Annotated in this window: 19 protein-coding genes; 6 read left to right on the top strand and 13 right to left on the bottom strand. The window is 38.9% G+C overall.

The features are described 5' to 3' along the window. A complete protein-coding gene (locus tag JR347_RS03855; RefSeq protein WP_205722732.1) occupies window positions 1-1,428 on the bottom strand; it encodes an aldehyde dehydrogenase family protein in 1,428 nt (475 codons plus the stop codon). Between the two features lie 129 nt (window positions 1,429-1,557). Between JR347_RS03855 and JR347_RS03850 the strand changes: the two genes are divergently transcribed. After that, a complete protein-coding gene (locus JR347_RS03850; protein ID WP_205722731.1) occupies window positions 1,558-2,445 on the top strand; it encodes a hypothetical protein in 888 nt (295 codons plus the stop codon). Between the two features lie 3 nt (window positions 2,446-2,448). On the opposite strand, the gene JR347_RS03845 is transcribed toward JR347_RS03850, so the two are convergent. The 4 genes from JR347_RS03845 to JR347_RS03830 form a co-directional block, all read right to left on the bottom strand. Continuing rightward, window positions 2,449-3,135, bottom strand: coding sequence for an OmpA family protein (locus JR347_RS03845; RefSeq protein ID WP_205722730.1), 687 nt, complete (start codon window positions 3,133-3,135; stop codon window positions 2,449-2,451). Between the two features lie 11 nt (window positions 3,136-3,146). After that, window positions 3,147-5,162, bottom strand: coding sequence for an OmpA family protein (locus JR347_RS03840; RefSeq protein ID WP_205722729.1), 2,016 nt, complete (start codon window positions 5,160-5,162; stop codon window positions 3,147-3,149). Window positions 5,163-5,271: 109 nt separating this feature from the next. After that, window positions 5,272-7,533 (bottom strand): patatin-like phospholipase family protein, encoded by a 2,262-nt coding sequence (locus tag JR347_RS03835; protein ID WP_205722728.1) that lies wholly within the window; start codon window positions 7,531-7,533, stop codon window positions 5,272-5,274. A 127-nt stretch (window positions 7,534-7,660) separates the two neighbouring features. Beyond that, on the bottom strand, window positions 7,661-8,950 hold the full coding sequence (locus tag JR347_RS03830; RefSeq protein WP_205722727.1) for a peptidoglycan DD-metalloendopeptidase family protein: 1,290 nt from the start codon (window positions 8,948-8,950) through the stop codon (window positions 7,661-7,663). A gap of 153 nt (window positions 8,951-9,103) precedes the next feature. Here JR347_RS03830 and JR347_RS03825 point away from each other — a divergent pair, with 153 nt between their 5' ends. Next, window positions 9,104-9,901: an NAD(P)-binding domain-containing protein gene (locus JR347_RS03825; RefSeq protein WP_205722726.1), complete on the top strand. Its 798-nt coding sequence runs from the start codon at window positions 9,104-9,106 to the stop codon at window positions 9,899-9,901. On the opposite strand, the gene JR347_RS03820 is transcribed toward JR347_RS03825, so the two are convergent. The 8 genes from JR347_RS03820 to JR347_RS03785 all read right to left on the bottom strand — a co-directional run bounded on the left by JR347_RS03820 (window position 9,893) and on the right by JR347_RS03785 (window position 21,151). Beyond that, window positions 9,893-11,998, bottom strand: a complete 2,106-nt coding sequence (locus JR347_RS03820) for a protein-disulfide reductase DsbD family protein (RefSeq protein ID WP_205722725.1) — start codon at window positions 11,996-11,998, stop codon at window positions 9,893-9,895. The genes JR347_RS03825 and JR347_RS03820 overlap by 9 nt on opposite strands. Window positions 11,999-12,001: 3 nt before the next feature. Next, complete coding sequence (locus tag JR347_RS03815; RefSeq protein WP_205722724.1) at window positions 12,002-13,255, bottom strand: DUF3570 domain-containing protein; 1,254 nt, start codon at window positions 13,253-13,255, stop codon at window positions 12,002-12,004. After that, the gene (locus tag JR347_RS03810; RefSeq protein ID WP_205722723.1) at window positions 13,240-13,461 is read right to left on the bottom strand and encodes a DUF4266 domain-containing protein; all 222 of its coding nucleotides are present in this window, start codon (window positions 13,459-13,461) and stop codon (window positions 13,240-13,242) included. Before JR347_RS03810 ends, JR347_RS03815 begins: the two co-directional genes overlap by 16 nt. Beyond that, window positions 13,448-14,488, bottom strand: coding sequence for an FAD:protein FMN transferase (locus JR347_RS03805; RefSeq protein ID WP_205722722.1), 1,041 nt, complete (start codon window positions 14,486-14,488; stop codon window positions 13,448-13,450). Before JR347_RS03805 ends, JR347_RS03810 begins: the two co-directional genes overlap by 14 nt. Window positions 14,489-14,500: 12 nt before the next feature. Further along, the gene (locus tag JR347_RS03800) at window positions 14,501-14,944 is read right to left on the bottom strand and encodes a thioredoxin family protein (RefSeq protein WP_235689750.1); all 444 of its coding nucleotides are present in this window, start codon (window positions 14,942-14,944) and stop codon (window positions 14,501-14,503) included. A 605-nt stretch (window positions 14,945-15,549) separates the two neighbouring features. Further along, window positions 15,550-16,449, bottom strand: coding sequence for an efflux RND transporter periplasmic adaptor subunit (locus JR347_RS03795; protein WP_205722721.1), 900 nt, complete (start codon window positions 16,447-16,449; stop codon window positions 15,550-15,552). Between the two features lie 4 nt (window positions 16,450-16,453). Beyond that, a complete protein-coding gene (locus JR347_RS03790; RefSeq protein WP_205722720.1) occupies window positions 16,454-20,785 on the bottom strand; it encodes a CusA/CzcA family heavy metal efflux RND transporter in 4,332 nt (1,443 codons plus the stop codon). 42 nt (window positions 20,786-20,827) lie between these two features. Next, on the bottom strand, window positions 20,828-21,151 hold the full coding sequence (locus JR347_RS03785; protein WP_205722719.1) for a hypothetical protein: 324 nt from the start codon (window positions 21,149-21,151) through the stop codon (window positions 20,828-20,830). Between the two features lie 16 nt (window positions 21,152-21,167). On the opposite strand from JR347_RS03785, the gene JR347_RS18400 reads away from it, so the two are divergent. The 4 genes from JR347_RS18400 to JR347_RS03770 all read left to right on the top strand — a co-directional run bounded on the left by JR347_RS18400 (window position 21,168) and on the right by JR347_RS03770 (window position 26,041). Continuing rightward, window positions 21,168-21,293, top strand: a complete 126-nt coding sequence (locus JR347_RS18400; protein ID WP_262897030.1) for a hypothetical protein — start codon at window positions 21,168-21,170, stop codon at window positions 21,291-21,293. A 126-nt stretch (window positions 21,294-21,419) separates the two neighbouring features. Continuing rightward, entirely contained in the window at window positions 21,420-23,090 is a 1,671-nt protein-coding gene (locus tag JR347_RS03780) for a proton-conducting transporter transmembrane domain-containing protein (protein ID WP_205722718.1), read from the top strand. Between the two features lie 19 nt (window positions 23,091-23,109). Then, window positions 23,110-25,566, top strand: coding sequence for a YbcC family protein (locus JR347_RS03775; protein ID WP_205722717.1), 2,457 nt, complete (start codon window positions 23,110-23,112; stop codon window positions 25,564-25,566). 139 nt (window positions 25,567-25,705) lie between these two features. Further along, window positions 25,706-26,041 carry a hypothetical protein gene (locus tag JR347_RS03770; RefSeq protein WP_205722716.1) on the top strand — a complete coding sequence of 112 codons (336 nt, stop codon included), beginning with the start codon at window positions 25,706-25,708 and terminating at the stop codon, window positions 26,039-26,041. Window positions 26,042-26,079 lie beyond the last annotated feature (38 nt).

Here is a 26,079-nt window from a genome sequence, read left to right as displayed (position 1 = left end):
TTATAAATATTTTTTCAAAATTCGAATTACGAGTTTTTTAAAGTTTGAATAGGGTGGGTATATAGATTTAGTAGAAGTTAATCCAATACGCTGCTTCAATACACCCTTTTCATTAGAGAAAGCCAGGAACCCGTAGTAACCATGAGCCTTACCTATCCCACTATTATTTACACCACCAAAAGGTAAGTTCGCATGCCCGAAGTGAATCACACAGTCATTAATACAAACATTACCAGAAGAAGTCTCTTTGAGTACCTTCTTTCTATTCTTACTACTTCTACCAAAATAATATAGTGCTAGCGGTTTGGGCTTACTATTAATAATACCAATGGCCTCTTCGAGATTATTATAGGAAATAATGGGTAACACCGGTCCGAATATTTCCTCTTCCATCATTCTTGAGTTCATTGACACATTGGTGAGTGCCATAGGTGGAATGAAATTATCATCGGAATTGGCATCTCCGCCAAACAATATTTCGGCTCCTGTAGATACTGCTTCATCAATTAATGATGTTAAACGTGCATAATGTTTGGCATTTACGATTCTTCCATAATCTGGAGAGTCTTGAATCTTAGTTTCATCAGCCGAAAAAAGTTCTTTCACCTTTGTGGTTAACTTCTCCTCGAATTTATCTTTGATATTTTCATGTACTAAAGCATAGTCGGGAGCTATGCAGGTCTGACCATTATTCAAATATTTACCCCAAGCTATCTTCTCAGCGGCATCAGAGATATCCGTGCGTTCGTCAACAATTACCGGTGACTTGCCACCTAATTCCAACGTTACGGATGTCAAATTCTCTGCGGCTGCCTTCATTACTACTTTCCCCACCTGAGGGCTTCCAGTAAAGAATATATGATCAAAAGGTAAGGCAAGCAGTTCTTGTGAAACTTCTACACCTCCGTTAATCACCGAAACAATCTCTTTATCAAAAAGGTCGCTGATCATTTCTTCAATAAGTATTGAAGTGTTGGGCGTCATTTCGGAAGGTTTGATCACTGCGGTATTACCTGCAGCCAGACACGAGACCAATGGTCCTATTGCGAGGCTAAATGGGTAATTCCACGGAGCGATGATTAAGCAGGCTCCTTTGGGTTCGTATTGTATATGGGAGGTAGTTCCTAATAGGCTTAGAGGTGCATCAATTTTCTTCGGCTTGGCCCACGATGTAAGACTTTCTAAAGCATGTTTTATTTCACTGGTAACAGGATAAATCTCACTTATATCTACTTCACTTGCCGGTTTTTTAAAATCCTGATAAACAGCAGCTTTAATTTTGCTCTCATTCTTACTGATCCATTGAAGCATCAGTTTTAATCGTTTCTTTCTTTCACCTATTGGCTCTTTCCTTGTTTTAATCGCTCCTGATTTAACAAAATCGAAAGATTGTTGGACACTTTGCTGTTGTATGGGTTGCTCAATCATAATACTATGAATATACGAACTTCAGCTGAAGTCTTAATGAAATATTATGGTTGTGTGAACAGAATGTTACGATAGTTTGTTTATTTGTTATCTTAATGTTACCTTAATGTTAACAAATGGGTTGAGGCTATGAAGAAGGCACTATTTTTTATCTTACTTACTGCATGTTGCTACACGCTTAACGCTCAAACAAACTTCAATTATCATAATGAGTTTGAGCAAAAAGTATTTACAGGATTTTTAAAGAACGATATATCTCTTGGTTTAGAACTACAGTTAATTGCTGATCCTTCGATGAGTTTGGATCGTTTTGAGTACATAAAAGACAATTACTCAGGTTTACTAACTACTTTGAGATCTAAGAAAGAATCATTCAAAAATGACGGAAGGTTTTTGTCATGGATGTTTTACAAAGTACATCGTAAAGCCTTAAAGAATTACCAACAATATACTTCTTTAGCCTCTACCATTGAAAGTGGTCATTACGATTGTCTCTCTGCCACTTCTCTGTACGCACTATTATTAAAAGATTTGGGTTACAGCCCCAAATTGGTAGAAACAACTTATCACATTTTTTTAATGGTTGAAGTGGATAGTAAGCAGTTCTTGTTTGAATCAACTGATCCTATTAACGGCTTTGTAGAAAGCGACAATGAAATAAAGAAAAGGTTGGAAGATTACTCTGATGAAAATAATGGCCAATTAGCTAATAGCAAGAAAAGTTATTACCAATACAACACTTCAGTTAATGAAAAAATTGGAATGGTTAAATTAGTTGGCTTGCAGTACTACAATGAGGCCGTTTCACATTATAACGCTCAACAACTTATTCCTACAATCGATTTGTTAGAAAAGGCTAGCTTCTTTTATCACTCCGACAGAATCACAGAATTTGGTTTGGTATTAGCTCAGGCCATTGTAAATGATGATACCTTAGAAGAAAAGGCAAAGCAGGAATCTATTAATAGAGTCAGTGGCTTTCTGAAATCAACCAAAGCCTCTCTTGCGGTTCGATAAGTATTAATTGGTTAGAATTCGAACTTCAACTCTTCTATTTGCCGCTCTTGATTCCGCATCTCCTTCTCGCGAAAGTGGCTGAGAACCACCAAAGGCTTTTGTTTTAATTCTTTTTTTATCAATTCCTTGCTTTACGAGATAATCCCGCACAGACTCCACTCGTTCTTCAGATAATTTAAAATTCTGCTTTTCATTACCTCTAAAGTCAGTATGCCCTTCCAGCTGTATGGTCATGGTTTCACTGTCGTTTAGCATGGCTACTATTTGATTTAACTCTTCATAAGATTCTGCTGAAATATCCGCTTTACCCAAGGCAAAGATTAACTTATCCAACCTTATAAGTCTATTCACTCCATTAGGCACTAACTCAATAACTTGTTCAATCTTTCCATCTACGCTTTCATCATTCTTTATGGTAGAACTATGTGTAGCATAGCCATCAGCACGAACTACTAAAGCATAATCATTACCTTCTTCCAAATTAAAGGTGAAGGTGCTGCCTGAAAACACCCCAATTTTGCTGCCGTAAGGTAGACTTTCATACTTCACTTTTGAATCAACTGCCTCTTTGCTATCAGCATCAATTACCTTTGCACTGTAAGTGATAATCTTGGGCTCCTGATCTTGCGCATAAAGACCTAAAACTCCAATATGCAACAAGCAGATAAATAATGAAATATGCTTTTTCATGTTTTTATCGTTTATTCATTCTTCAAAATCTTAAACTCAACCCTTCTATTTTTCTCACGACCTTCTCTGGAACCATTGTCTGCTGCCGGTTGAGTTTCGCCAAAGAATTTAACTGAAATTCTTTCCTTAGCAATACCTTTTTTAGTGATGTAAGAAGCAACAGCATTAGCCCTTCGCTCAGACAGCCCTAAATTGTATGACTCCGGTCCAGTCGCGTCTGTATGACCTGCTACTTCAATTTTTATACCAGACTTCGTATTTAATAATTCAACCACTCTGTCTAGCTCAGGGTATGACTCAGATTTAAGTTCTGCTTTGTCAAAATCAAAGAACACATTGTTAAGCACAACAACTGCCTCTTCTTCAATAGGAACAAGTTTCAAATCTTTATGGTCTACTTCATGCACATCATCCGGATCATAATTTCTCAAATCAATGTTGGCGCTTTCAGCCACGAAGCCTTCAGCCTCAGCCCTAATACCATAAACTTCACCTGCCGGCAGCAATAATTCATACTCACCGGTTTCAGCATTTGAAGTGGTGATTCCCATTTCTTTACCGTCAGATAATCTCTCGTATATAATTTTGGCATAAATAGGTTCACCTGTTTTTGCATCTGTCAGTTTACCCTTCACAAGAATAACTGGCTCCGGCCTCTTAAGCACGGGAAGTGCAACTCTGAAAATATCCAAGTCATCTTCACTCACACCTTGTGAATAATAGGCGTATTCACTGTTTCCCGGAATGTTAAAAAACAAATCTTCATATTGTGAATTGATGGTTGGTCCTAAATTTTCCGGCTCTGACCAGTTAGTCCAGGTATCATCCAATCTCTTTGTCATATAGATATCGCTGGAGCCGAAGCCACTGTAGCCATCTGATGAGAAGTAAAGAGTCTTATCATCAGAGGCCAAGAATGGAGATGATTCTTCTCCTGCCGTATTTACTTTATTAGACAGATTTAATGGCTCAGACCATGTGCTGTCTGAATCCAAAAAGCTTACGTATAAATCTCGACCCCCTTCTGTATCTTCTCGCATCACCGAGAGAACCAATGCTTTTCTTGATTGTGATAAGAAGAAATTAGCTTTTTCTGAATAGTTGTAATCGTTTTTAATTTGAATAGGAGCGGGTTTCGACCAGCTTCCACTTGAATTGCTACTTATACTCACACCGGCAGCCATTCTACCATTTTCTAGATACTGATTGCCTAAAACAAGCAATACTGATTTTCCATCAGGAGTAACTGAGCTCACGAAGTTGGGGCCAGCATTATTTAAGCCTTCACCCATATTTTTAGCCAGTTGCCAATTACCTGCTGAATCCAATTCAGAATACCATATATCTTCACTGTCTTTCTCCCCACCAACATTGCCTGGGTGATTCTTCCTTGAGAAATATAATGTCTTACCATCAGGGCTCAATAAAGGCTTATATTCTTTGTATTTACTATTTACGTTTTCACTTAATCGTTCTTTATCTATATCCGGATTGATAAATTCAGGGATGTCTATGCTTGCCACAATTGGTATATCAGAATCTGAAATGGCAACCGCGTCAATACTAAAATATTCTGGAAGAGCCGCGCCATCAAACTCCAACTTCACTGCTGCAACTTTGTAGGCAGTTTCTTCCATAAATACGTTAATCATTCTTCCTTTCAAAGGAATAGTTCTAGGACTAAAGGTCGTAACCAAATACTCATTACCTGCTTCATCATAAGCAAACACCTTAAACAAGGCGCTTGGGTTGTACGATTCTGCAATGGCTATTTGCCTTATCTTAATTGGATTGGCATAACCAATTTTAATGAATTCTTTTCTGTTAGGTCTTTCTGGAGTCCAGGCACTAGGGTTCTCACCACCAGCAGGAAGAACATTGGGCTTGCCCAATATTTGTCTTGCAGAATATTGAATTGGTGTTAATTCAGAAGAATACTCAATAACTTCAGAGGCCCACTGAACAACCTGTGCGTTTGAATATCCAATAAGAAATACTGCCAAAAACGCGAGTACAGCTTTTTTCATTAATAAGTGAGATTTGGTTAGACGTAATCAAGGTAAACATAGAAAAAAAAACACATTCAATCCAACGAATTGCGTTAATATAAACAGTAATTGATGCTCTGTTGGTCAGTTAGTTACCTAATGAATTGTTATTATAAAGCAGAAAGCCTACATGAAGTAGTGCTCCCCACTGATTTTCAGCATCATCATAGTAGTTCACGCTAACGCTAATTGGCCCAATTGGGCTTTTTAAAACCAAGCCTGATGTGCCTGCTAAATAAATTTGCTCCAAATCTTCTGTACTTCTCCCTAATCGACCACTTTCGATGTTTAGTCGTTCAAATGGTTTGAAAACATATCCTTCCAGTCTGAAATCTAAGTTGGATGTGATGGCTAACACATTTCTAATTCCTAAAGCTCCATAGCTGTAGGCTCTAAAATTTTGTAAAAGGAGCGTTCGGCTATCTTGCAATGGATTAAATGATGGCAAGTTGATGAGTGTTCCAAGATAGTTGGATAAATACTTCTGACTAGAGTAAGCCCCTTCAACTATATATCCGGTACTGAATTTTCCTGCTTTAAAATATTGTTCCCATCTACCCGATACTCTAAACCACTCATGATAATCCTTTACAAAGCCATTTACACTTGTTGTTCCAGGGATGTATTCCTCATCCAATGCAAAAAAGTCTGCTGAGATCTTCAATGATTTCCCTTGTTTTGGATATTGCTTTTCATCGAAGTTGTCCCTTCCAAAACTAACGCCTCCTCTAAAGCCGGTAAGACCCAAAACATCTAGTGTATCTGTTGAAGTAATACCAAGGTTATTGCCATATTCATCATCATTGTTTATGAATGCTCCACTGAACACAGCTTTAAACCTATTTCCGACAGGTATGCCTAAATTAAGGGCATACCTTCGATCGGCTCTGTCCAAAATTGTAGGAGCGTCATCGTCAATAAATATATCATCTGAGTTTAAGTAGTCCCAACTGTTATATACAAACTCCGGTTCCAAATAAAATGGAAATGCTTTTGTGGTTAAATAGAGTCTACTCCTTAATTGTGCAGATTTGTAGAAGCCTCCAGCATAAAAACTAACACTGTTTTTAAGTAGATAATTGTCAAAATAATAGAATTCTGAACCAAAGTAAATTTGGCTGATATTACGGGTAGCAATAGCTCCTCCAATCTGGACATTTAAATTATTTTTGGGTCGTCCATAAAGTTCGAGTGAGTAATTCTTTGTTGTTTTATCAAATTTAACATCCGGGAAAACAGAACTGAAGTAGTCTTCTGACACCATCTTGAAATAACCACGTTTAATATCTTCTAACGTTAGTTCCTGCCCTTCTTCAAACCTAAATAATTTCCTTATATACTTTCTTTGTTTTGAATTATAGCCATGAAAGTTTATCTGATTGAATGAGAAAGGGGTTTCCCTTTCGTGAAATTGTTCACGCTCTTTCTTTCTTGCTTCTTTATAAACTCGCTTTTCTATCCTTTTTTTAATGGAATCCATTTGGTTGATTGTAGCATTATAGCCACTATCTATTAGGGCTTTGGCTTTAGAAAAATCAAATGCGGTATAATCTGTAAGGTCTGGTTCTATATAAACCCCATCTTCCGGAATGCGTGTAGGATCCGACTTATCCAACAGCATAAAAAGCAAGGAGTTGTTTATTAGCTTATCGTCATCTTCATACGGGTATTTGTTAAATATTTTTGATGCTACATTGCTTCCAATAATAACATCGGGGTGAAACTCTCTTTGGGCTACATCTACCGGGAAGTTGTTGTAAATCCCTCCATCGAATAGATATTTATCATCAATTTTAATTGGCTTATAGAAAAATGGAACTGAGAGGGTAGTACGGAGCGCAAGTGGCAAACTGGCATTCTTTAGAGCCATCTCTGTTTGGGTGAATACATCAGCGGCAATTATTCTGGCCGGTACAAAAAGACTATCGAAATTATTGCCCGCTACAGCTGAGGCCCGTGATAAGTACTCCGGGAGTGCAAAGTTTAAAGTAATGTCACTTGCCAGGCTAGAGTTAACTGTTGCGTTAAATGTGGAGTCTAACGAAAGCTTTAAAGAAACAAATGAAGAATTTGGCTTGTCCTGATAAAGGTAATATTTATAGCCAGGTTCGAACTCACCATTTACCCATTTTAGAAATGAAGGTGAAAGCATGATATTCTCCACCTGAGCTGCTGAATACCCGGCAGCATAAATACCAGCCACAACGCCTCCCATCGAGGTGCCAACAACATAATCGATAGGTATATTATGCTCTTCCAGTGCTTTTATGACCCCTACATGAGCAATTCCCTTCGCTCCACCGCCACTCATTACCAACGCTACTTTTTGCGACTGCGCAACAGTTGCCATTAGCATAAGTAGTGTATAAATAAAAGTGCAAATGAATCTCATTGAGCTGCTTTTCTTTGACGGCTAAAACTAAACAAAAAATGGCAGGACAAAATTGCCCTGCCATTTCATTTTTATTAAGTTCTGATCATTTTGCACTTGCATAAAGAGGTTCTGTTTCCTCTTTAAATTCGATAGAAGCTAGTTGCGCCATCATAGACTGTATGCTAGCATTAAAATCTACCTTATTTTCTTCTTTAATTGGAGCCGAAGGAGGAAGGTCCACCTTAAGTGCATCTATTTGCACTCCATTTTTCCAGAATCTGTAGCATAAGTGATTTCCAGTAGCTAGACCAGTGCTTCCTACATAACCAATAATTTCACCCTGTCTTACTTTCTTTCCGGGTTTAACTCCAGATTTTATCGCTGACATGTGTAAATACTGGGTGGTGTAAGTAGCGTTATGCTTCAACTTCACATAATTGCCATTGTATTTTTGATATCGAGCCTCCAATATAATTCCATCGCCAACAGCTCTAATAGGAGTTCCTCTTGGTGCTGCAAAATCAGTGCCTCTGTGTGCTTTCCACCTCTTTTGTACTGGATGGTATCTGTTTCCAGAATAACGAGAACTAATTCTCGTAAAATCTAACGGGTATTTTAATAAAGCCTTTCTTAAGCTGTTACCATTCTCATCGAAGTAGTCGATGCCATCTCCCTGATCATAGTGGAACGCATAAAAGTCATTGCCAAAATGCTCGAAATAAATGGATTTAATTTTTCCTGTACCAATTGGCTGGCCTTCTACTAAATGATCTTCATAGATCAGTTTGAACTTGTCGCCTTTTTGAAGTCTGAAGAAATCGATTTGCCAGGCAAACACATCTACAAAAGCATCCGTTAATTGGGCAGAAAGACCAAGTTCACTCATGGTTGTTGCTAAATTGTATTCAATGATACCTGAGATACCTTTTTCAACTATTTCAATCTCTTTTTGCTTTTTCTCTACACTAATTGTGTCTTTCAAATTAAAGACTACATATTCAACAGGGTTATGTTCGTAAACAAATGCCTTGGCTGTTTTTAAGGAATCTCTCTCACAGATGAGAGTATATTTTTTGTTAGCTACCAACTTGCGCACATCAAATACTGATTTTGATGCCTTGGCCAATTTAAAAATTGCTTCGTTAGTTACATTATGAGCTGTTAGTATTTCGGCAATGTTTTGATTTCGCTTGATTTTATCTTCAATGATTACAAGCGAATCTACCACCATGCCATAAAGAATTTTTGGCTCGTATTTAGGTGCCACTTCTACTGAATCAATTTTTTCAACGATTGGTGGTTCTGGAACGGAATGATCAAACCTCGGCAAAATGAAATATAAAGCCGCAGTAATCAATAGCAATAAGAGAATGCTCAGATTTCTTTTAGACATGATTTTTGTAGTTTAAAAAATAGCTTTGATCAAAATTTGATGCAAAGTAGAACAAACAAAGGCTAATTATAGTCATTACGTAAGAAAAAAGCTAAAATTAAAGAGTATTTCATCAATAACTCTAAGTTTAAGAAGGTAACCCGCTGATTATATATGACTTACCAAAGAAAGAAAATATCTGTTATTGGACTCGGATGGCTGGGAAAAGCATTGGCAAAGCAATTTATAATCGATGGCGATACTGTGAGTGGTACTGTTTCCTCTCAAGAAAAGTGCGACAAAATGATCGATGAAGGGCTGAATTGCTTTGTTTATCAGCTGGGAGAAACACTAAACCAAAACCTAGTTGATTGCGATGTTTTGATTTATACAATACCACCAAGAGGTGAGGATTACCTCCAACTTCTTGAAAATTTTGTTAGGCAACTATCAGATAAACAACAGGTTATATTTGTAAGCTCTACATCTGTTTATCCTGATTTAAATAGAGTTGTGAACGAAGATGATGCTGTTGATCAGCCTTCTCCGCATACCGGTATTTCCATTTTGAAAGCTGAAGAAATCTTTCCGAAACAAGGTATTTCAGCTACTATCTTACGATTTTCAGGTTTATTTGGGCCAGGGAGAAATCCCGGAAAATTTCTTGCAGGCAAGGAGAATATTAAAGGAGCTAATACGCCTGTTAACTTAATTCATTTAGATGATTGCATCGGGCTAATTAAGGCAATAGTCAAAAATGAGATAGTAGGCGCAGCCATTAACGGTTGTGCAGATAATCATCCAACAAAAAAGGAGTTCTACACTTTGGCAGCAAAAAAGGCTGGTCTTAAGCCTCCTCAGTTTTCAGATGAAGAATCTGATTATAAGATTGTTGATAATACAAAGTCTAAAGAACTATTGAATTATCGCTATAAACATTCTGATGTGCTCTTAGCTTTGGACTCAATATAATTCTTTATACCGCTCTATACCTGTATTTAAGAACTCAATAAATTTTTGTGGGTCTTTATCATAGGCAACAGGCGATACCATTACCTGCTCATCTGCTCCTAGCAAAATATAAAATGGCTGTGCATTATTATTGAGCCTGCGTATTTGCAGATCGGCATTTTGTTTACCGATGGTCTTTTTTACCTTGTTATCGTACTCAGAAGTATACCATTGTTCTTCAGGTAGAACCGTTTTATCATCCACATACAAAGCCACAATCACATATTCTTCTTTAAGTATTTGAAGCACTTCAGGATGCGACCAAACAACTGCTTCCATCTCACGGCAATTAGTACAACCGTGGCCAGTAAAATCAATAAACAACGGCTTGTTCTGAGCTCTGGCGCAAGCTAATGCCTGATCATAATCAAAATAACCTTTGAGCCCATGAGGTAAATGCAGAAAATCGGCATACATAGGCTCATCACAAGTTTCGTAATTATCATCATCAATTTTCTCAGAAACGATATCGAAATCATGGGTATACATTGGTGGTAGATACCCCGCCAAAGCTTTCAATGGAGCGCCCCACAATCCTGGAATCAAATAGATTACAAAGGTAAATGTTCCAATAGCCATGATTAAGCGCGGCACACTAATTACCTCCATTGGGCTGTCGTGAGGTAGCCTAATTTTACCTAGGAGATAGAAGCCCATCAAACCAAAAATAACCACCCAAATGGCAATGTTAATGTCTCTATCTAAAATTCCCCAGTGAAACGCCTGATCGGCAATACTTAAGAATTTGAATGCCAAGGCTAATTCGATAAAGCCAAGAACAACCTTTACCGTATTCAACCAACCGCCTGACTTTGGCAACGTGCTTAACCAGCCAGGGAAGAACGCAAAAAGTGTAAACGGTATAGCAAAGGCTAATGAAAATGCGAACATACCAGCAATAGGCTTCACAAATTCACCGCCAGCAGAGCTCACTAAAATGCTTCCTACAATTGGACCCGTGCATGAAAATGAAACCAAAACAAGTGTAAAGGCCATGAAAAATACACCAATCATTCCACCTCTATCTGCCTTTTTATCCATGGTGTTTACCAATGAACTCGGCAAGGTGATGTCAAATAAACCGAAGAACGAGAGTGCAAAAACCACAAAAACAAGGAAGAATATTAAGTTTGGAATCCATTCAGTAGATAAGTGATTGGCCGTTTCCGGCCCCATAAGTGGCGCAATGGCGGAGCCTATGATGGTATAGATCAGGATAATTGACAGCCCATAAAGCAGTGCCTGAAACTTCCCTTTACCCTGACCTGTAAAAAAGCTTACCGTCATTGGAATGAGAGGAAACACACATGGCGTTAATAAAGCCGCAAGACCTGCTACAAAAGCAAATATCATAAACCAAATAATCGACTTATCCCTTTCTGTTTCTACAATAAGATTTGGATCGAGAATTGGGCCTTCGTTGGAAGTGTATTTTTCAATTTTTGATGACTTAGCCTGATCAGTTGAATCAAGGGTAGTTTCTACTTTTTCAACCTGCTCTTCCTGTTTTTCCTCCTTTACTGGATCGTTGATTTCTTCCTTTACTATTGGTTTAGCTTCTGATTTAGCATTTGCAGATGCAATTATTTTCAAAGAACTAAAATCAAACTCATCATCAAACGGTATGCATTTGCCATCTACATCTGAGCATACCTGATAATTGTATTCACCTATTAGTTTTAAATTATTACTTAAAACTTTAACCGCCTGCCTAAACTCACCGTGCTTTTTAAATATTCGTACATCACATTCAAAAACATCATCGTATTTGTCGATAGGGTTAATAGCACGAAGACCTCCAACAAGTTCATAGCTAGGGTCTGGCACAAAATCGAAGGTTGTAACTGTAGGGCCACAATCGGGATCAAAATCCGAAGAGTATAAATACCAGTCTTTATCAATAGTAGCTTGAAAAATTAATTCTACTTCTTCACCTACTTTAACTTCTTGCTTCGAAGTGGAAGTAGACCAAGTAGCTGGTTGCAGTACCTGTGCATTTGCCAAACCAGCCACTAATAAAATTGAGCTTGTTACGGATAGTCTTATTAAAAAATTCATTTCTTAAAATGTAAATGTCATATTAAAACTGAGTGAATATGCGTCCAAATCACCTCCGCCCGGATCATTGGCATTATTCCCTTCGCGGGTATAATCAGCATATCTCACTTCCACAGATTTAAACTTAGTTACTTTGCCCGTCTTTTTACTAAAAGGCCCCTTAAACCTTGCTAATCCGTAGATTGGTGAGTACTTAAATCCAAAACCTAAAGAGGTAGTATTTATTTCCGATAAATCATAATCAGAGGTGTAAAATTCATCGGTTAGCTCATGTTGACCAAAGGGCTTGAAATAATCAGCTGCTGTTTGAATATGGTACCGATAAAACGGATAGATCGTGAGCGTGCTGTGAATTTTAATAGGAGTTTCTATTTCAAAGGTATTGGCAGTAATACCAAAGTCATCGTAGTAATACCTGTAATAACCCCTAAGTACTACATAATCATTTAGGTAATAATTGAGTCTTAGACCCAATGGTATTTTAAAGCGAGTGTCAGGCAATTTCTCCGTTCTTCTTTCCTTTAAGAAAATGTTCGATTCACCATCATTAAAAAAAACTCGATGGAATGGTGTTGAGAGTCTACCCGTTTGGTAAACAAGCTCCCCCGAAATAGAAGCCTGGAGCTTTTTATTAATCACTTGCGAAAGGGTAGAAGTGAAATTAAATGATTGACGTTGTTTTTCATTGTTCAAGCCATCAGTACCTCTCAATTCAGTTGGAAAAATTAACTGCCAGGTATCGAAATAAGCCATACCACTCAGGCTCAATTCCCTGTTCTGATCTTTCGATTCCTTTGCAAAACCATACCCTGCCGAAATGGAAGTATAGTCATACTCCACAGAAACCCCAGCTTTATAGCTCTGGGTAACTTTAGCGGCATTATTCTTTCGTTGGTAGGTGATATTTGTATAAAATCTGGTGTCTGAGCTCGATGCTGTTGATAAGTTAATGTTTTCCAAGTATGGATCATCGATTCTATCGGTGCTGGCTGATGAATAATTATCAAAACCGATATAGGCAATCAAGTTTTTGACTGTATCTAAAGGTATATTCACTATTAATGAGGGTGCCACGTTCGACAATTCTTCTGTTCCTCGACCGCCTTGCACCGCTCCATTATCACCATCTTGTTCATAGTAGTTGAAAAGAAAATTAATTTCCGTTTCATCCAGTTCTTTAAACGTTTCCTGCGCACTAGTCATGCTGGTTAACCCTGCCAGCACAAGTACTAACCAATATTTCAGTTGCATCCGCATCCGCCTCCTGTTTTACCTCCATTGGCACCAGATGCACCTTCTCGGTATGCCTGAAAATTTGTTTCGTATACCGCCACTTTTCTGGCGTTTAGCTCCATATTCTCATCATTGAGATATATTTTTTGGTAAGCCTCTACCGATACACAGCTTTGAAAAGCCATTCCGGCTAGGATTACTATACCTATAATTAGACTATTTCTTTTCATGCCCTATTGTTAAATTATGAGCTGTTTGATTAATTGATTCTTCTTCGTAATAGTTCAGTTTTAATGCACTACTTGTATGAATTTCGTCTTTATCATCTACTAAAAATGCCTCAACGCCTTTCAGCTGATTCACCAGACTGAGCCCTTTTTCTTTACCCAGAATAAATACGCTTGTAGCCAGTGCATCCGCTAATTCTGCATCAGGACAAAAGATGGTTACACTTTTTAAACCTTTTACCGGCCAGCCGGTTGTTGGATCTATAATATGTGAATAATTCTCACCATTGATTTTGATCACTTTTTCGTAATTACCAGAGGTAACTACAGCTAGTTCTCCAACCGTAACCCATGCCAATACCTGACCTTTATTCTTAGGGTCGCCAATGCCAATGCTCCACTCCTTACCGTTTGCTTCTTTACCCCAGGTAATTAAATCACCACTTGCATTTACGATGCCGTTTTCAATTCCCATGGTTTGCATTATTTGCTTACCGCGATTAGCAGCATATCCTTTACCTATGGCTCCAAAACCAATTTTCATTCCTTCTTCTTTCAGAAAAACAGTCGAGTTTTCCTTGTCGAGTATGATATTATTGTAATTGATTTTTGAAACTGAGGCTTGTACTTGCTCCTCGGTGGGTAGCTGTGTTACCGAACCATCGAACTTCCATATTTTATCCATCGAGGCATAAGATATGTCAAAGGCGCCATTGGTAAGCTTAGAAATTTTCTTTGCTCTGCTAATCAAATCGAACAGCTCTCTATCAACCTTTACGGGCTGAATGCCTGCATTGCGAATTACTTCACTGGTTTGAGAGTTCGGGTCCCAGGAACTTATCAACTTTTCAATTCTTGTCACCTCGCTAATGCATGCTTCTACGGCTTGAGTTGCTAGGGTTTCATCATTATGAATAGCTGTAATTTCAAACCGAGAGCCCATTAATAGCAGAACTTTTTTAACAGGCTTAGGCGCTGAAAAACTCTGAATATTTATAAGGAGTACAATAGCGAACAAACAGTTGCGCATAAGTTTCATGGATTATAATACTGACTCTAAATACTGAATGAAATTGTCCGCTCCACCTTTCTGATAACCTGTTTTAGCTATCACTTTTCCATCACCATTTATTAAAACGACCAACGGAAATTCTCCAGTGGTGTTATACTGAGCAGCTAACTTTTCATTGTGCTGGGTTTGTTCATCACTCAATTTATTCTTTTTCAATCTTGGAAAATCGAGCAACAACAAAACAAGGTTTTCCTGAGCATATGCTTTGAATTTTTCATCTTCAAATACCTCTTTGGTAAGCATGATACACGGTCGGCACCAATCGGAGCCGGCAAAACTCATGAGTATGGGTTTCCCTTTTTCTTTGGCTAGAGTTTTAGCATCCTCAACATTGTTTAGCCAAAGTTGGCTGTCTTGTGCCGAAGCAGATATTGCTACAGCCATTAGCAAAGCCATTGAAATAAATTTTTTCATGATATTAAATTAACCTTCGAATACCGATTTATTGTAAATATTGTCTTTCAATTTAAGTCTGATAAGTAAAATCATAGACTTACAAGGAACTGAATTCCTTTTCATTGAAAGATTTGTGAGATTATACGAAGGCAGGCGGACCGCGAAAGGTTAGTAGTGAAATTTGATTGTTAAACGTGGGACTGAAAAAATCAGGAATCCACATTTTTTCAGGTTGAGAGATGTCAACTTGGGATAAGGAGTAATCGTCAGCTGTAATTGTTGCGAGGAGTAGTTTTGGAAAACTGGTGTCTTCGATTTCCAGATCCTCCAAATGATTTTCTCGCTCGTCCGATTCGAAGGCATGCCTAAGAAAGGCCAATATGCCTGACTCCGGTTGGCTACAGCTTTGAATGTACAAGCTGCCGTCATTCATGTTCACATGTTGGTGCTGAACCAGTGAGTGCAGCAACAACAGTGTTACAGGAATCGTGAGCAATATTTTAGCGAGCCTTTTCAACGAGTTAAATGTACCAAGTAATCATTTATTAAAAACTGACTTTGATCAGAGTTTAGACAAATTATTAACAGAATTAGTTCCTGTTTATTATTCGTTTAAGTATCAATTAATCTAAAATAATCTCGGCCTCCACAAACATGCCGGGCATAAGCTGAAGCGAATCAATTGAAGATTCAATATGAGCGTGTATGCTGGCTGTACGCCTTTCAGAGTCGATAATGCTGTTGATCAAATAAACTGAAGCCTGTAATGAGGCAGAAGAATACTCAGGAACTGCAAAGTTAATTGACTGTCCTTTTTTTAGTTTAGCGATGTCTCGCTCATATACTTCCAATTCCAGGTGTAAATGACCGGTATTTACAATTTCTACAGCAGGAACTTTTTCGTCTAAATACTGTCCGGAATTAATATTGATCTTCGAAATCATACCGCTAATGGGCGAGTAAATATTAACTGTTGGAAAAAAATCCCCTTCTTCCAACTTGTTGATATTGACGTTCAGAAGCTTCATTTGCTCCCTTACTGCTTGATATTTTGACTTTGCTGATCGAAAATCGGCCTCAACTTTGCTGAAGCTCTTGCCTGATGCTATGTTTTCATTAGCCAACTCTTTTTGCCTGTTATAATCACTCTGCAGAAATTCAAAATTCTCTTTTGCAGCCAAATACTCTTGTTGCATTTTGAGATACTCAGGATTAGTAAGTGAAAACAAATAATCGCCTTTTTTTACATGTTGCCCATTTAGTAGTGACAGCGATTTGACATAACCTCCATAATAAGCACTAATGATCGCTCTGTTCTCAGGGGGCACTTCAATAAAACCTCTCACCTGAATCCTTTTCTCTTCAACATTTTCTAAAGGCTCTATATTTGCCTTTGATCCCTCTGAGACCTTCGCTATTGATGAATCGACTTGATCCATCTGATCCGGTTGAGTTTGTTTGTCGGCACAACTGATAAAATAGACTGCCAGACTGCTTATGATAATTATATTAAGTGATTTCATTTCTTTAGTTCATTAAGTAGTTAAGTGATAATACTGTCATGTTATACTCCATCAGAGCATCAATCTTTCCTGTCCTGATTTCTATGACTCGCTCTAAAATTTGAATGTATTGCAAGTAGTCAATCTCGCCTTTTTGGTAAGATAGATCTGCTGTTTTTAGGAGTGTTTCAGCCAATTGACTTCCTGTATTTTCATAATATTCAATTGATTTTTTGTCGCTTTCTAATTCAGCTAGTAGGCTTCTTTTTTTCGCATTCAATTGTATGCTAAGGTCTTCTTTCTCTTTGTTTACAATCTCAGATCTAATTTTTGATTGTGATAATCTGGCCTTTTGAGCACCATAGAAGAGAGGAATTCCTATGCCCACACTAAAACCCGTGTATACTTCAGCCATTGGAGCACTGTTGGTTCCTCTGAAGTATTCAAGATTCACATCCGGAAGAAATTTGGATTGCTGCCATTTCGTTTCCTGACCAATCAACTTTTCCCTTTGATTATAAACCATTACTTGTGGGTTATTTAAAGAATCGATGATAATTAATGGCAGTTTTTTAAGTGACTCATCAGCAACAGAAAAGGCTTCATCCACTTGCACCTGTGCATAGAGTAACTCATAAGCACCTTTCAATTGTTGCCTTATTTCATTCATCTTTAAACTCACCTGATATTGTTTACTCTGGGCTGTCAGACTTTCCAAAGCGTTAGATTCACCTAGCTCATATTTTCTTTCAGCTGCTTTACCAAACTCAACATATATAGTGTCCAACTTTTTATATTCGTTAAGTAAGCTTGCCAGATAAACCACTTGCATGTATGACCTTGAAACTTGCTCTTCCAGCTTGTATAGCTCAAGATTATATTGCTGCTCTTCTAAATCTGTATATGCTTTATTGAGTTTGAGCTTGTTAGAGAAAACCGTTGGGAATTCGAAAGACTGCTGCACACCCCAAACACGTAGTGGATCACCATTTGGTGCAATGTTGTTTTCATCATAACTATAGTAAACCCCCGTTTTGTTGATTTCGAAAGCCGTCTTTTCCATTGCTTTTTGCTCTTCTACTTGCAGTGAGGCCCGCTGAGCATTGGCATTGTGTTCTCTGGCCAACTGAATAGTTTCTTCTAGTGAATAAACCTTTTCTTGTGCATGAGAATTGGCAGTAACTGACAGCATCAAGCTGATTAAAACGAACACAACAATGGGCTTAGGAGCTTTGATTGACTTCAATTCAAAAAACATTCTGTAAACGGCCGGTAAAACAAATAATGTAAGAAGGGTGGCCGTGATAAGTCCGCCAATTACTACTGTAGCAAGTGGCCTTTGAACTTCTGCTCCTACCGATGTAGATATGGCCATAGGTAAGAATCCCAGAGCTGCTGCACTTGCTGTTAATAATACCGGTCGAAGTCTGGATAATGTTCCGTGAATAATCAACTCGTCAACAGATTGGTATTTACCGGATTGTTGCAATTCCTTGTAATGCTCGATAAGCACAATACCATTGAGTACTGCAATGCCGAATAAAGCTATGAACCCAACTCCAGCGGAAATACTGAATGGAATATCTCTAATCCACAAAAACAATACTCCGCCTACGGCCGCTAAAGGGATGGCAGTGTAAATCAAAAAGGCATCTTTCAACGATTTGAAGGCAAAGTGTAACAGAATAAATATTAAGAACAATGCCACAGGAACTGCAATGTACAATCGCTTTCGGGCGCTTTGTAAATTTTCAAACTGACCACCATATTCCACATAATACCCGGAAGGTAGCGCCAATTTTTGATCAATAATTTTTGAAACATCATCAACCACTGACTCTAAATCCCTACCTCTGACATTTACGCTCACCACTATCCTCCTTTTTGCATTGTCACGCGAGATTTTTGCGGGACCGGTTGTATAGTTAATGTCAGCAAGCTGATCCAATGGTATCTGTTGCCCATCGGGGCTGGTAACAAAGGAATTTTTTAGATTATCAATATCCTTGCGATGTGCTTGATCATACCTGACGACCAAATCAAACCTTTTTTCTCCTTCATAAATACTACCTGCGACCTTACCTGCAAAACCTGCACTTATCACCTGATTTACGTCACTGATATTAAGGCCGTATCGGGCAATTTGTGAACGCCTATATTTCACCAACATTTGAGGCAAGCCATCAATTTTTTCCACGATGATATCGGAGGCGCCATCAACTTCAGAAATGATAGATTTAACGGCATCTCCTTTGGCAGCCAGTGTATCTAGATTTTCGCCAAATATTTTAATGGCAAGGTCTGCTCTCACTCCTGTAATCAGCTCATTAAATCGCATTTCAATGGGTTGGGTAAACTCGTAATCAACCCCTTCAATTTCACTTAAGAGTGCCGTTTTAATGCTATTTGCAAGTTGATCCTTCGATGTAGCATTTTTCCACTCTGATGGAGGTTTCAGAGTTATAATAACATCCGTTTCTTCCATGGACATTGGGTCTGTTGGAACTTCGGCAGCACCTATACGTGTGACCACTTGTTCAACTTCATCAAACCGACCCACCACCTTTTCAATGTGCGTGATTATTTTAATTGTTTCGCTAAGAGAAGTGCCTGACGGAAGCACAGGTTGTATCACGAAGTCACCTTCATCCAATGTCGGAACAAATTCACCTCCCAACCGAGAAAAAAGAATCCCTGCCATGACCAAAATTAAACTGGCTACAACCACAACTAATTTTCTTGCCATCAGCGCTTTTCTTAATAAGGGTTCGTAAATTTTCTTAAGTGTTTCAATCAAACGCATTGAAAATCTGAATTGCTTACCAGAGGGTTTCAAGAATAAGGCTGAGGCAACCGGCACATAGGTGAAACACAAAATCATCGCACCCACCAGTGCAAAACAAAAGGTGAGGGCCATGGGCTTAAACATTTTGCCCTCTACATTTGAAAGTGATAGGATAGGAATAAAAACTATCAATATGATCAATTGCCCGAATACGGCAGAATGCATCATTCTTGAAGCTCCGTTTAAAACTACTTTATCAATCTCTACCTTTCTGTTAGCTTTTGTTAAGGTCTGCAGCTCCATGCTTCGAGAGGTTATCTGAAATGCGATAAACTCTACTATAATCACTGCCCCATCGATGATGATACCGAAATCGATAGCTCCAAGGCTCATAAGATTCGCATCGACACCAAAAATGTACATGCAGGAAAGCGCAAAAAGAAGCGAAAGGGGAATCACAGAAGCGATGACCAAACCTGTTCTAAGGTTGCCTAATAAAAGCACTACTACGAATACAACAATCAGACAACCTAGAATTAAATTTTCAGAAATGGTAAAGGTGGTTTTCGCGATAAGACCACTTCGCTCCAAAAATGGGTTGATAGAAACTCCCGGAGGTAAGTTTTGCTGAATTTGATCGACTCTTTCTTTTACAGCTTCAATCACGGCTTTGGAATTGGCATCTTTCAGCATCATTACCTGACCCAAAACTTTCTCTCCTTCTCCATTGCCTGTAACAGCACCAAAGCGAGTAGCATGTCCAAGACCTACCTCAGCAATATCTTTGATATACACTGGAATGCCCCCACGCTGAGTAACTACAATGTTTTTGATGTCATCAATATTCTTCGTTAGTCCCTCACCACGAATGAAATAGACCCGGCTTGCTTTTTCAATATATCCACCTCCTGCAATATTATTGTTGGTGTTGAGCGCAGTATAAACACTATGAAGATCGAGGTTCAAGCTTCTTAATCTTAATGGGTCGATTTGCACCTCATATTGCTTTAAAAAACCACCCCATGTATTTATTTCAACCACACCTTCAATACCTGAAAGCTGGCGTTTTATTACCCAATCCTGCAATGTCCGAAGATCCATCGTGGAGTATTTATCCTTATAGGCAGGATCGACCTCCAACACATACTGATAGATTTCTCCCAGCCCTGTTGTAATTGGTCCCATTTGAGGAACCCCAAATCCATCAGGAATTTTTTCTGAGGCCGATTTGAGTTTTTCAGCAATTAATTGCCGGGGCAGGTAGGTGCCCATGTCATCTTCAAAAACCACAGTAACGACAGACAACCCAAATTTTGAAACGGATCTGAGCTCTTTCACTCCAGAAATATTCACCAGTTCCATTTCAATCTGACTGGTAATAAACTGCTCTACATCCTGTGTAGAGAGGTCTCTGGATGTTGTGATTACCTGCACTTGGTTGTTGGTTACATCCGGTACAGCACCTATTGGTATTTTTGACAATGAAAAACTGCCAAATACGATTAGAAAAAGTACAAATAGGAGTACGATTAATTTATTGGCCAGACTAAGGCCAATGATTTTATTTAACATGTGAGTAAGATTTAAGCTTTAATTAATCAACTAATGGCGAGATTAGGATTGCGTGGGCGGACCACGGAAGCTTAAATTAGGAATGTAAAAATCTGTTGGTAAAGACACGCTGTATTCAGGCCATGCTTTGATATAATCTGAAGAAACATTAACAATGGAAAATAATGCTATGACTACTGCCGCATTTTCAAATTGTATATTTTCGAACTGAGCTACTTCAAATTCTTCTAAATGATTTTGACGTTCGTCAATTTCAAAGGCATGTCTTATTAAACCAAAAAAATCTACTTCATGCTGGCAGCTTTGAATGTAAGGACTACCATCATTAACTACCACATGCTTATGCTGAACCAACGTATGCAGCATAAGAAGCATAACAGGTATGAAGAGCAATATCTTAGCGAGCCTTTTCAACGAGTTAAATGTACCAAGTTATCATTTATTAAAAACTGACTTTGATCAGCTTAAGTACGAATTCAGAGCAGGATTAGTTCCTGATATTGATTAGAGTCTAGCTCTAAAATTCCTTAAACGAATATTATAACATAAACAATATTTATGTTTATCATATAAATTATTAATTTTCATTTATGAATTGAGATTAGTTGCTTTGCATTAAAATATTCACAATATCATGCAAACGAACTTAATATCTCTGTTTCCAGCTCTTGCTCCACTAATTCTCTATGCCCTTTCATTGATACTCCTACTTAAAGTAGCCAAGCCAAAGCGTGGTGTTATTGAATCATTTGGATGGTTGGGCATTGTAATTGCGGTTACCAGTGCTTGCCTAACCTGGTATCTTGGAACAACACAAAGTGTTTTGCTCGGGTTTTCTGACCTGGGATTTTCCCTCAGGCTGGATGCTTTAAGTATGACTCTATTTGTCATGATTGCGTTGCTAGCCTTTGTCATATTGAAGTTTAGCATCAACTACCTCGATGGGGATAGCAGACATCACATATTCGTCAGCCGATTGGCAGCAACCATTGCTTCAGTAGAGTTATTGGTTCTTTCAGGAAACTTGTTTCAGCTTTTCATTTTCTGGATCATAACCAGCGTTTGCCTACACTACTTACTCACCTTTTACAGAACTCGCCCGCAAGCAATTGCTGCGGCTAGAAAAAAATACATAGTAGCCAGAATTGGAGATATCTGTCTAGGAATTGCATTCGCCCTTATCTTCTTTCAATTTGGCACTGGAGATTTGCAGTCAATCTTCGACCAGTTAGCAACATTTACCACGCTTAATTCTACCCTCACAACCGCAGCAGTTTTATTGGTGATCGCTGCGGTACTAAAATCGGCACAGTTCCCAACACACGGCTGGTTAATTGAGGTAGTAGAAACACCAACACCTGTTTCGGCCCTGTTGCATGCCGGTCTTTTAAATGCCGGTCCGTTTTTAATGGTACGATTTGCCTTCTTAATGCAATTATCTGAGGCCGCTTCTTTGGTGTTGATCATCATCGCAGGGTTTACGGCCTTGTTTGCTTCTGTGGTGTATCTGACGCAGCCAACCATTAAAGTTTCGTTAGGATATTCCAGTGTTGCGCATATGGGCTTTAGTTTGTTGATGTGTGGGTTTGGAGTTTATAGCGCAGCAATTTTGCACTTGGTAGCGCACTCTTTTTATAAGGCGAATTCTTTCCTTTCATCAGGCAGTGTTGTAGAGGTAGTAAAGGCAAAAAAGGTAGTTACGCCTAATCGCTTGGGAAGTATTCCAAGAATTTTACTTGGAGTTATATTTTCACTTGGCATCTATGCCTTGTTCTGCTACTGGTGGGGTCTTGATCCTGTTAATGAGTTTTCGTTAATGGCAGTAGGTGCAATCATCGCCTTAGGCGTTTCTCAGCTGATTGTAACAACCATTGATTCTAAAGGCAGTCTATCGGCCATCCTTCAATCAGGAGTAATGGTGTTTATTGTATCACTGGCATTCTTTAGTCTGGAAAAAGGGGCTCACGTATTACTCGCCTCACAGGTACCGGTATATACTGCACCTTCCTTATTAATTAAAGGAGTAATCATTACCACCTTGGTTCTTTTCGGATCGGTTGTATTCATTCAACTAATATCACCGGCACTAAAGTCGGGAAGTTTTGGCTACCGCTTGGGTGTGCACCTAAGAAATGGATTGTATGCCAATGTTATTTTCGACAGGATGATTGGTGCCTTGAAAAACGACAAATTCAAATGGGCGAACCTTACAGTTGAGGCAGAAGAAAACAACGAGGGAGTAAATGAGTATGCTCAAGAGAATGGAGAACTCATTTACAAGTCACAAACAATATCAAATCAATAAGCTTAATTCGATTATTATAATGCAATTAGCAGAAAAACAAAACATCAAAGAAGTAGAATCACTTCTTAAGAACACTTCAGCGAAAATTGCCCCGCTTTGGTCGTTGGAGAATTTCGTTGCGGTTAACCCTTATCTGGGCATGGCAAACCGCCCTTTTGGTGAAGTGATGCAGCAGCTAAAAATTACCGCTGATGCAGAGCCAACATTACCCATATCATTTTACCTGAAAGCTCTGGAAGAAGGTAGAATTTCAAAAGAGGATATCGCAAATGCTCTGAACAAGCATAAACAGGGAATAAATGCCGATGAATTTCTGGCTCAACTATTTGAGCAGACTGATGATCAAGCATTTAAGGTAAAGACAGTCGGTGACCTTGCCAGCAACCTGAAAGGTAAAGACTGGAAGAGGTTCATGATCGATCGAATATCACACTGGGCAGCAGCTTATTTCGATCAAAATCAGGCCACATGGAAAACAGCAAAGAAGCAAGACTCCTTATACACTGCCTGGAAAGAGGAAGCTGAAGTTGATTACAGCACTGAACTTATGGGACTTTCCGGATTTAAAAATCTGGTAAAAACCCTTCCTGAAAACTCACTGGAAGCAGCAAAGACAATTCTTGAAAAACTTAAGGTACCGGAAAATGCGTTAGAACTGTACTTGCAAAGACTGGCCATGACAATGAGCGGTTGGGCAGGTTTTTGTGCCAGAATTGATTTTGAAGCGAATCTGGCCGGAAACAAAGAAAGTAGAGCCACTTCAGAATTCATCACCATCTTGTTGAGTTGGGAATATTGCCTGCTAGAGCTCATTAAATCCGATGAGCTTAAAAGCGAATGGTCTGTCAACAAAAGCATAATTGTAACTTACAACCATGTTGAGGGCGCAGATAAGCAAGTGTTAAATCAGCTGGTTCTGCAAGATGCTTTTGACCTTGCAAACCAACGCACTATTATCAATAAAATCGCGAAAGATGGCAAAAGTGCTATTGAAGCCAAAACACCCAGAGCACAGGCTATCTTCTGCATTGATGTGCGATCAGAGCTGTACAGAAGAAATCTGGAAGCACTGGATCCTGACATTGCCACTATGGGCTTTGCAGGTTTCTTTGCCTTCCCTGTTAAGTATACACAAATGGGCCACGAGCATGGAAGTAACAACTGCCCTGTGTTGCTCAATACGTCACACACCATTAAAGAGACCACAGGTGATGCACAAGTTGATGCTAAAATAATTGCCAATAGAAGCTTGAAACAGCATGTTCAAAAAGCGTGGAGTACTTTTAAATCAGGGGCCGTCAGCTGTTTCAGCTTTGTTTCCCCGATAGGACTTTCTTTCTTACCTAAGTTGTTCACCAACTCATTTGGTTTAACGCGTCCTGTTATACATCCGGATCAGGTAGGTCTTGATGACAAAACAGTGGAGAAGAAAAGGGTGAGTCTCGAGGCCAACAAAGATGTAACTGGAGCTTATGGAATTCCTTTGGAAGAACGTATTAAAATGGCAGAAAACACACTGCGAGCCATGTCGCTCACAGAGAATTTTTCGAAGTCTGTGCTGATTGTCGGGCACGGGTCATCTACAGTAAATAATCCACACGCAACAGGCCTTGATTGTGGTGCTTGTGGTGGGAACACCGGTGAAGCCAATGCCAAAGTTGCAGCTACTGTTCTCAATGATTCAGATGTTCGTAAGGCACTAATAAATGTAGGGATTGAAATTCCTGAGACTACTGTGTTCATTGCCTGCAAGCATGATACTACTACAGATGAGGTAACATTATTTAACATCGATCTTATACCTGCATCACATAATGAGGAGATTTCGCACTTGAAGAAATATCTTCGAATGGCAGCAATTGCGGCTAGAAGTGAGCGTGGGCAACGAATGAATCTGAAAGAAGGCAATGTGGAACAACAAGTATTTGCAAGAAGCAAAGACTGGTCGCAAGTAAGACCGGAATGGGGTCTTGCAGGTTGCTCTTCTTTTATTGTGGCACCCAGAGAACGTACTCAGGGCGTAGATTTTGGAGGAAAAGCATTCCTACACAGTTATGATTGGAAGAAAGACAAAACGTTTGGTGTACTTGAATTGATCATGACTGCCCCGATGGTGGTAACTAGCTGGATCAATTTGCAGTACTACGCTTCAACGGTTGACAATAAAGTCTTCGGGTCAGGTAACAAAACGTTGCACAACGTGGTAGGCGGACTTGGTGTGTTTGAAGGGTTTGCAGGCGACTTGCGAGTAGGTCTGCCACTACAGTCAGTTTTTGATGGACAGAAATATCAGCACGAGCCACAGCGATTGAATGTAATTATTGAAGCTCCGGTGGATGAGATGAGTAAAATTCTGGAGAAACATCAATCGATCAGAGATTTATGTGACAACGAGTGGATTTACCTATTCGCTATGAATGCAGAGGGTAAAGTGGCCTATAAGTATATTGGTGATTTGCAGTGGGAGGTAGTCTAGAAGGGTAGTCTGATCATTTTGACGATTATATGAGGCAGGAGGCATTGTATCTCTTCTGCTTTTTTATTTGAAATTCAGGTGACTTTTTAAAAATCCTGCGTATATAGTGTGAGTTATAATTAATTATAACTTTGCATTAGTGAAGAAAAACATCTTTCATATCATATTATCGCTACTGCTCACGCTGGCAGTTACAGATTATATATGGTATGATCTTTTGCAGGATGATAAACTGGCAATTGAGCTAGAAACTGAATCCAAAGAAAAGACTGGTGAAGAATCAATTGAGGATAAACTCACCGAATCGAAAGAAGTTGATTCTGACAACCACTGGCCCTTACATCATGCTTCTTTTTCAGAGAAATTTTCGCTGCACTCAGGTTTAGTAAAAAGAGGTAACTCTTTTAGCCCACTTTCAAAATTTGACAGTCCTAAATTATTCTTACTCAACTGTCAACTTCGAATACATTGTTAATGCACCAGCTATCATAAAAAGATAGCTCACACCTTACT

The organism is Fulvivirga lutea, from assembly GCF_017068455.1.
GTDB classification, from domain to species: domain Bacteria; phylum Bacteroidota; class Bacteroidia; order Cytophagales; family Cyclobacteriaceae; genus Fulvivirga; species Fulvivirga lutea.
The sequence above is the reverse complement of the archived record's forward strand: the minus strand, read 5'-3'. Positions and strand labels throughout refer to the sequence as shown.

What these genes read in the sequence shown, in the direction of transcription:
- JR347_RS03855 (WP_205722732.1), bottom strand. Translation starts at nt 1,428, where the DNA reads ATGATTGAGCAACCCATACAACAGCAAAGTGTCCAACAATCTTTCGAT.
- JR347_RS03850 (WP_205722731.1), top strand. Translation starts at nt 1,558, where the DNA reads ATGAAGAAGGCACTATTTTTTATCTTACTTACTGCATGTTGCTACACG.
- JR347_RS03845 (WP_205722730.1), bottom strand. Translation starts at nt 3,135, where the DNA reads ATGAAAAAGCATATTTCATTATTTATCTGCTTGTTGCATATTGGAGTT.
- JR347_RS03840 (WP_205722729.1), bottom strand. Translation starts at nt 5,162, where the DNA reads ATGAAAAAAGCTGTACTCGCGTTTTTGGCAGTATTTCTTATTGGATAT.
- JR347_RS03835 (WP_205722728.1), bottom strand. Translation starts at nt 7,533, where the DNA reads ATGGCAACTGTTGCGCAGTCGCAAAAAGTAGCGTTGGTAATGAGTGGC.
- JR347_RS03830 (WP_205722727.1), bottom strand. Translation starts at nt 8,950, where the DNA reads ATGTCTAAAAGAAATCTGAGCATTCTCTTATTGCTATTGATTACTGCG.
- JR347_RS03825 (WP_205722726.1), top strand. Translation starts at nt 9,104, where the DNA reads ATGACTTACCAAAGAAAGAAAATATCTGTTATTGGACTCGGATGGCTG.
- JR347_RS03820 (WP_205722725.1), bottom strand. Translation starts at nt 11,998, where the DNA reads ATGAATTTTTTAATAAGACTATCCGTAACAAGCTCAATTTTATTAGTG.
- JR347_RS03815 (WP_205722724.1), bottom strand. Translation starts at nt 13,255, where the DNA reads ATGCGGATGCAACTGAAATATTGGTTAGTACTTGTGCTGGCAGGGTTA.
- JR347_RS03810 (WP_205722723.1), bottom strand. Translation starts at nt 13,461, where the DNA reads ATGAAAAGAAATAGTCTAATTATAGGTATAGTAATCCTAGCCGGAATG.
- JR347_RS03805 (WP_205722722.1), bottom strand. Translation starts at nt 14,488, where the DNA reads ATGCGCAACTGTTTGTTCGCTATTGTACTCCTTATAAATATTCAGAGT.
- JR347_RS03800 (WP_235689750.1), bottom strand. Translation starts at nt 14,944, where the DNA reads ATGAAAAAATTTATTTCAATGGCTTTGCTAATGGCTGTAGCAATATCT.
- JR347_RS03795 (WP_205722721.1), bottom strand. Translation starts at nt 16,449, where the DNA reads ATGAAATCACTTAATATAATTATCATAAGCAGTCTGGCAGTCTATTTT.
- JR347_RS03790 (WP_205722720.1), bottom strand. Translation starts at nt 20,785, where the DNA reads ATGTTAAATAAAATCATTGGCCTTAGTCTGGCCAATAAATTAATCGTA.
- JR347_RS03785 (WP_205722719.1), bottom strand. Translation starts at nt 21,151, where the DNA reads ATGCTGCATACGTTGGTTCAGCATAAGCATGTGGTAGTTAATGATGGT.
- JR347_RS18400 (WP_262897030.1), top strand. Translation starts at nt 21,168, where the DNA reads ATGAAGAGCAATATCTTAGCGAGCCTTTTCAACGAGTTAAATGTACCA.
- JR347_RS03780 (WP_205722718.1), top strand. Translation starts at nt 21,420, where the DNA reads ATGCAAACGAACTTAATATCTCTGTTTCCAGCTCTTGCTCCACTAATT.
- JR347_RS03775 (WP_205722717.1), top strand. Translation starts at nt 23,110, where the DNA reads ATGCAATTAGCAGAAAAACAAAACATCAAAGAAGTAGAATCACTTCTT.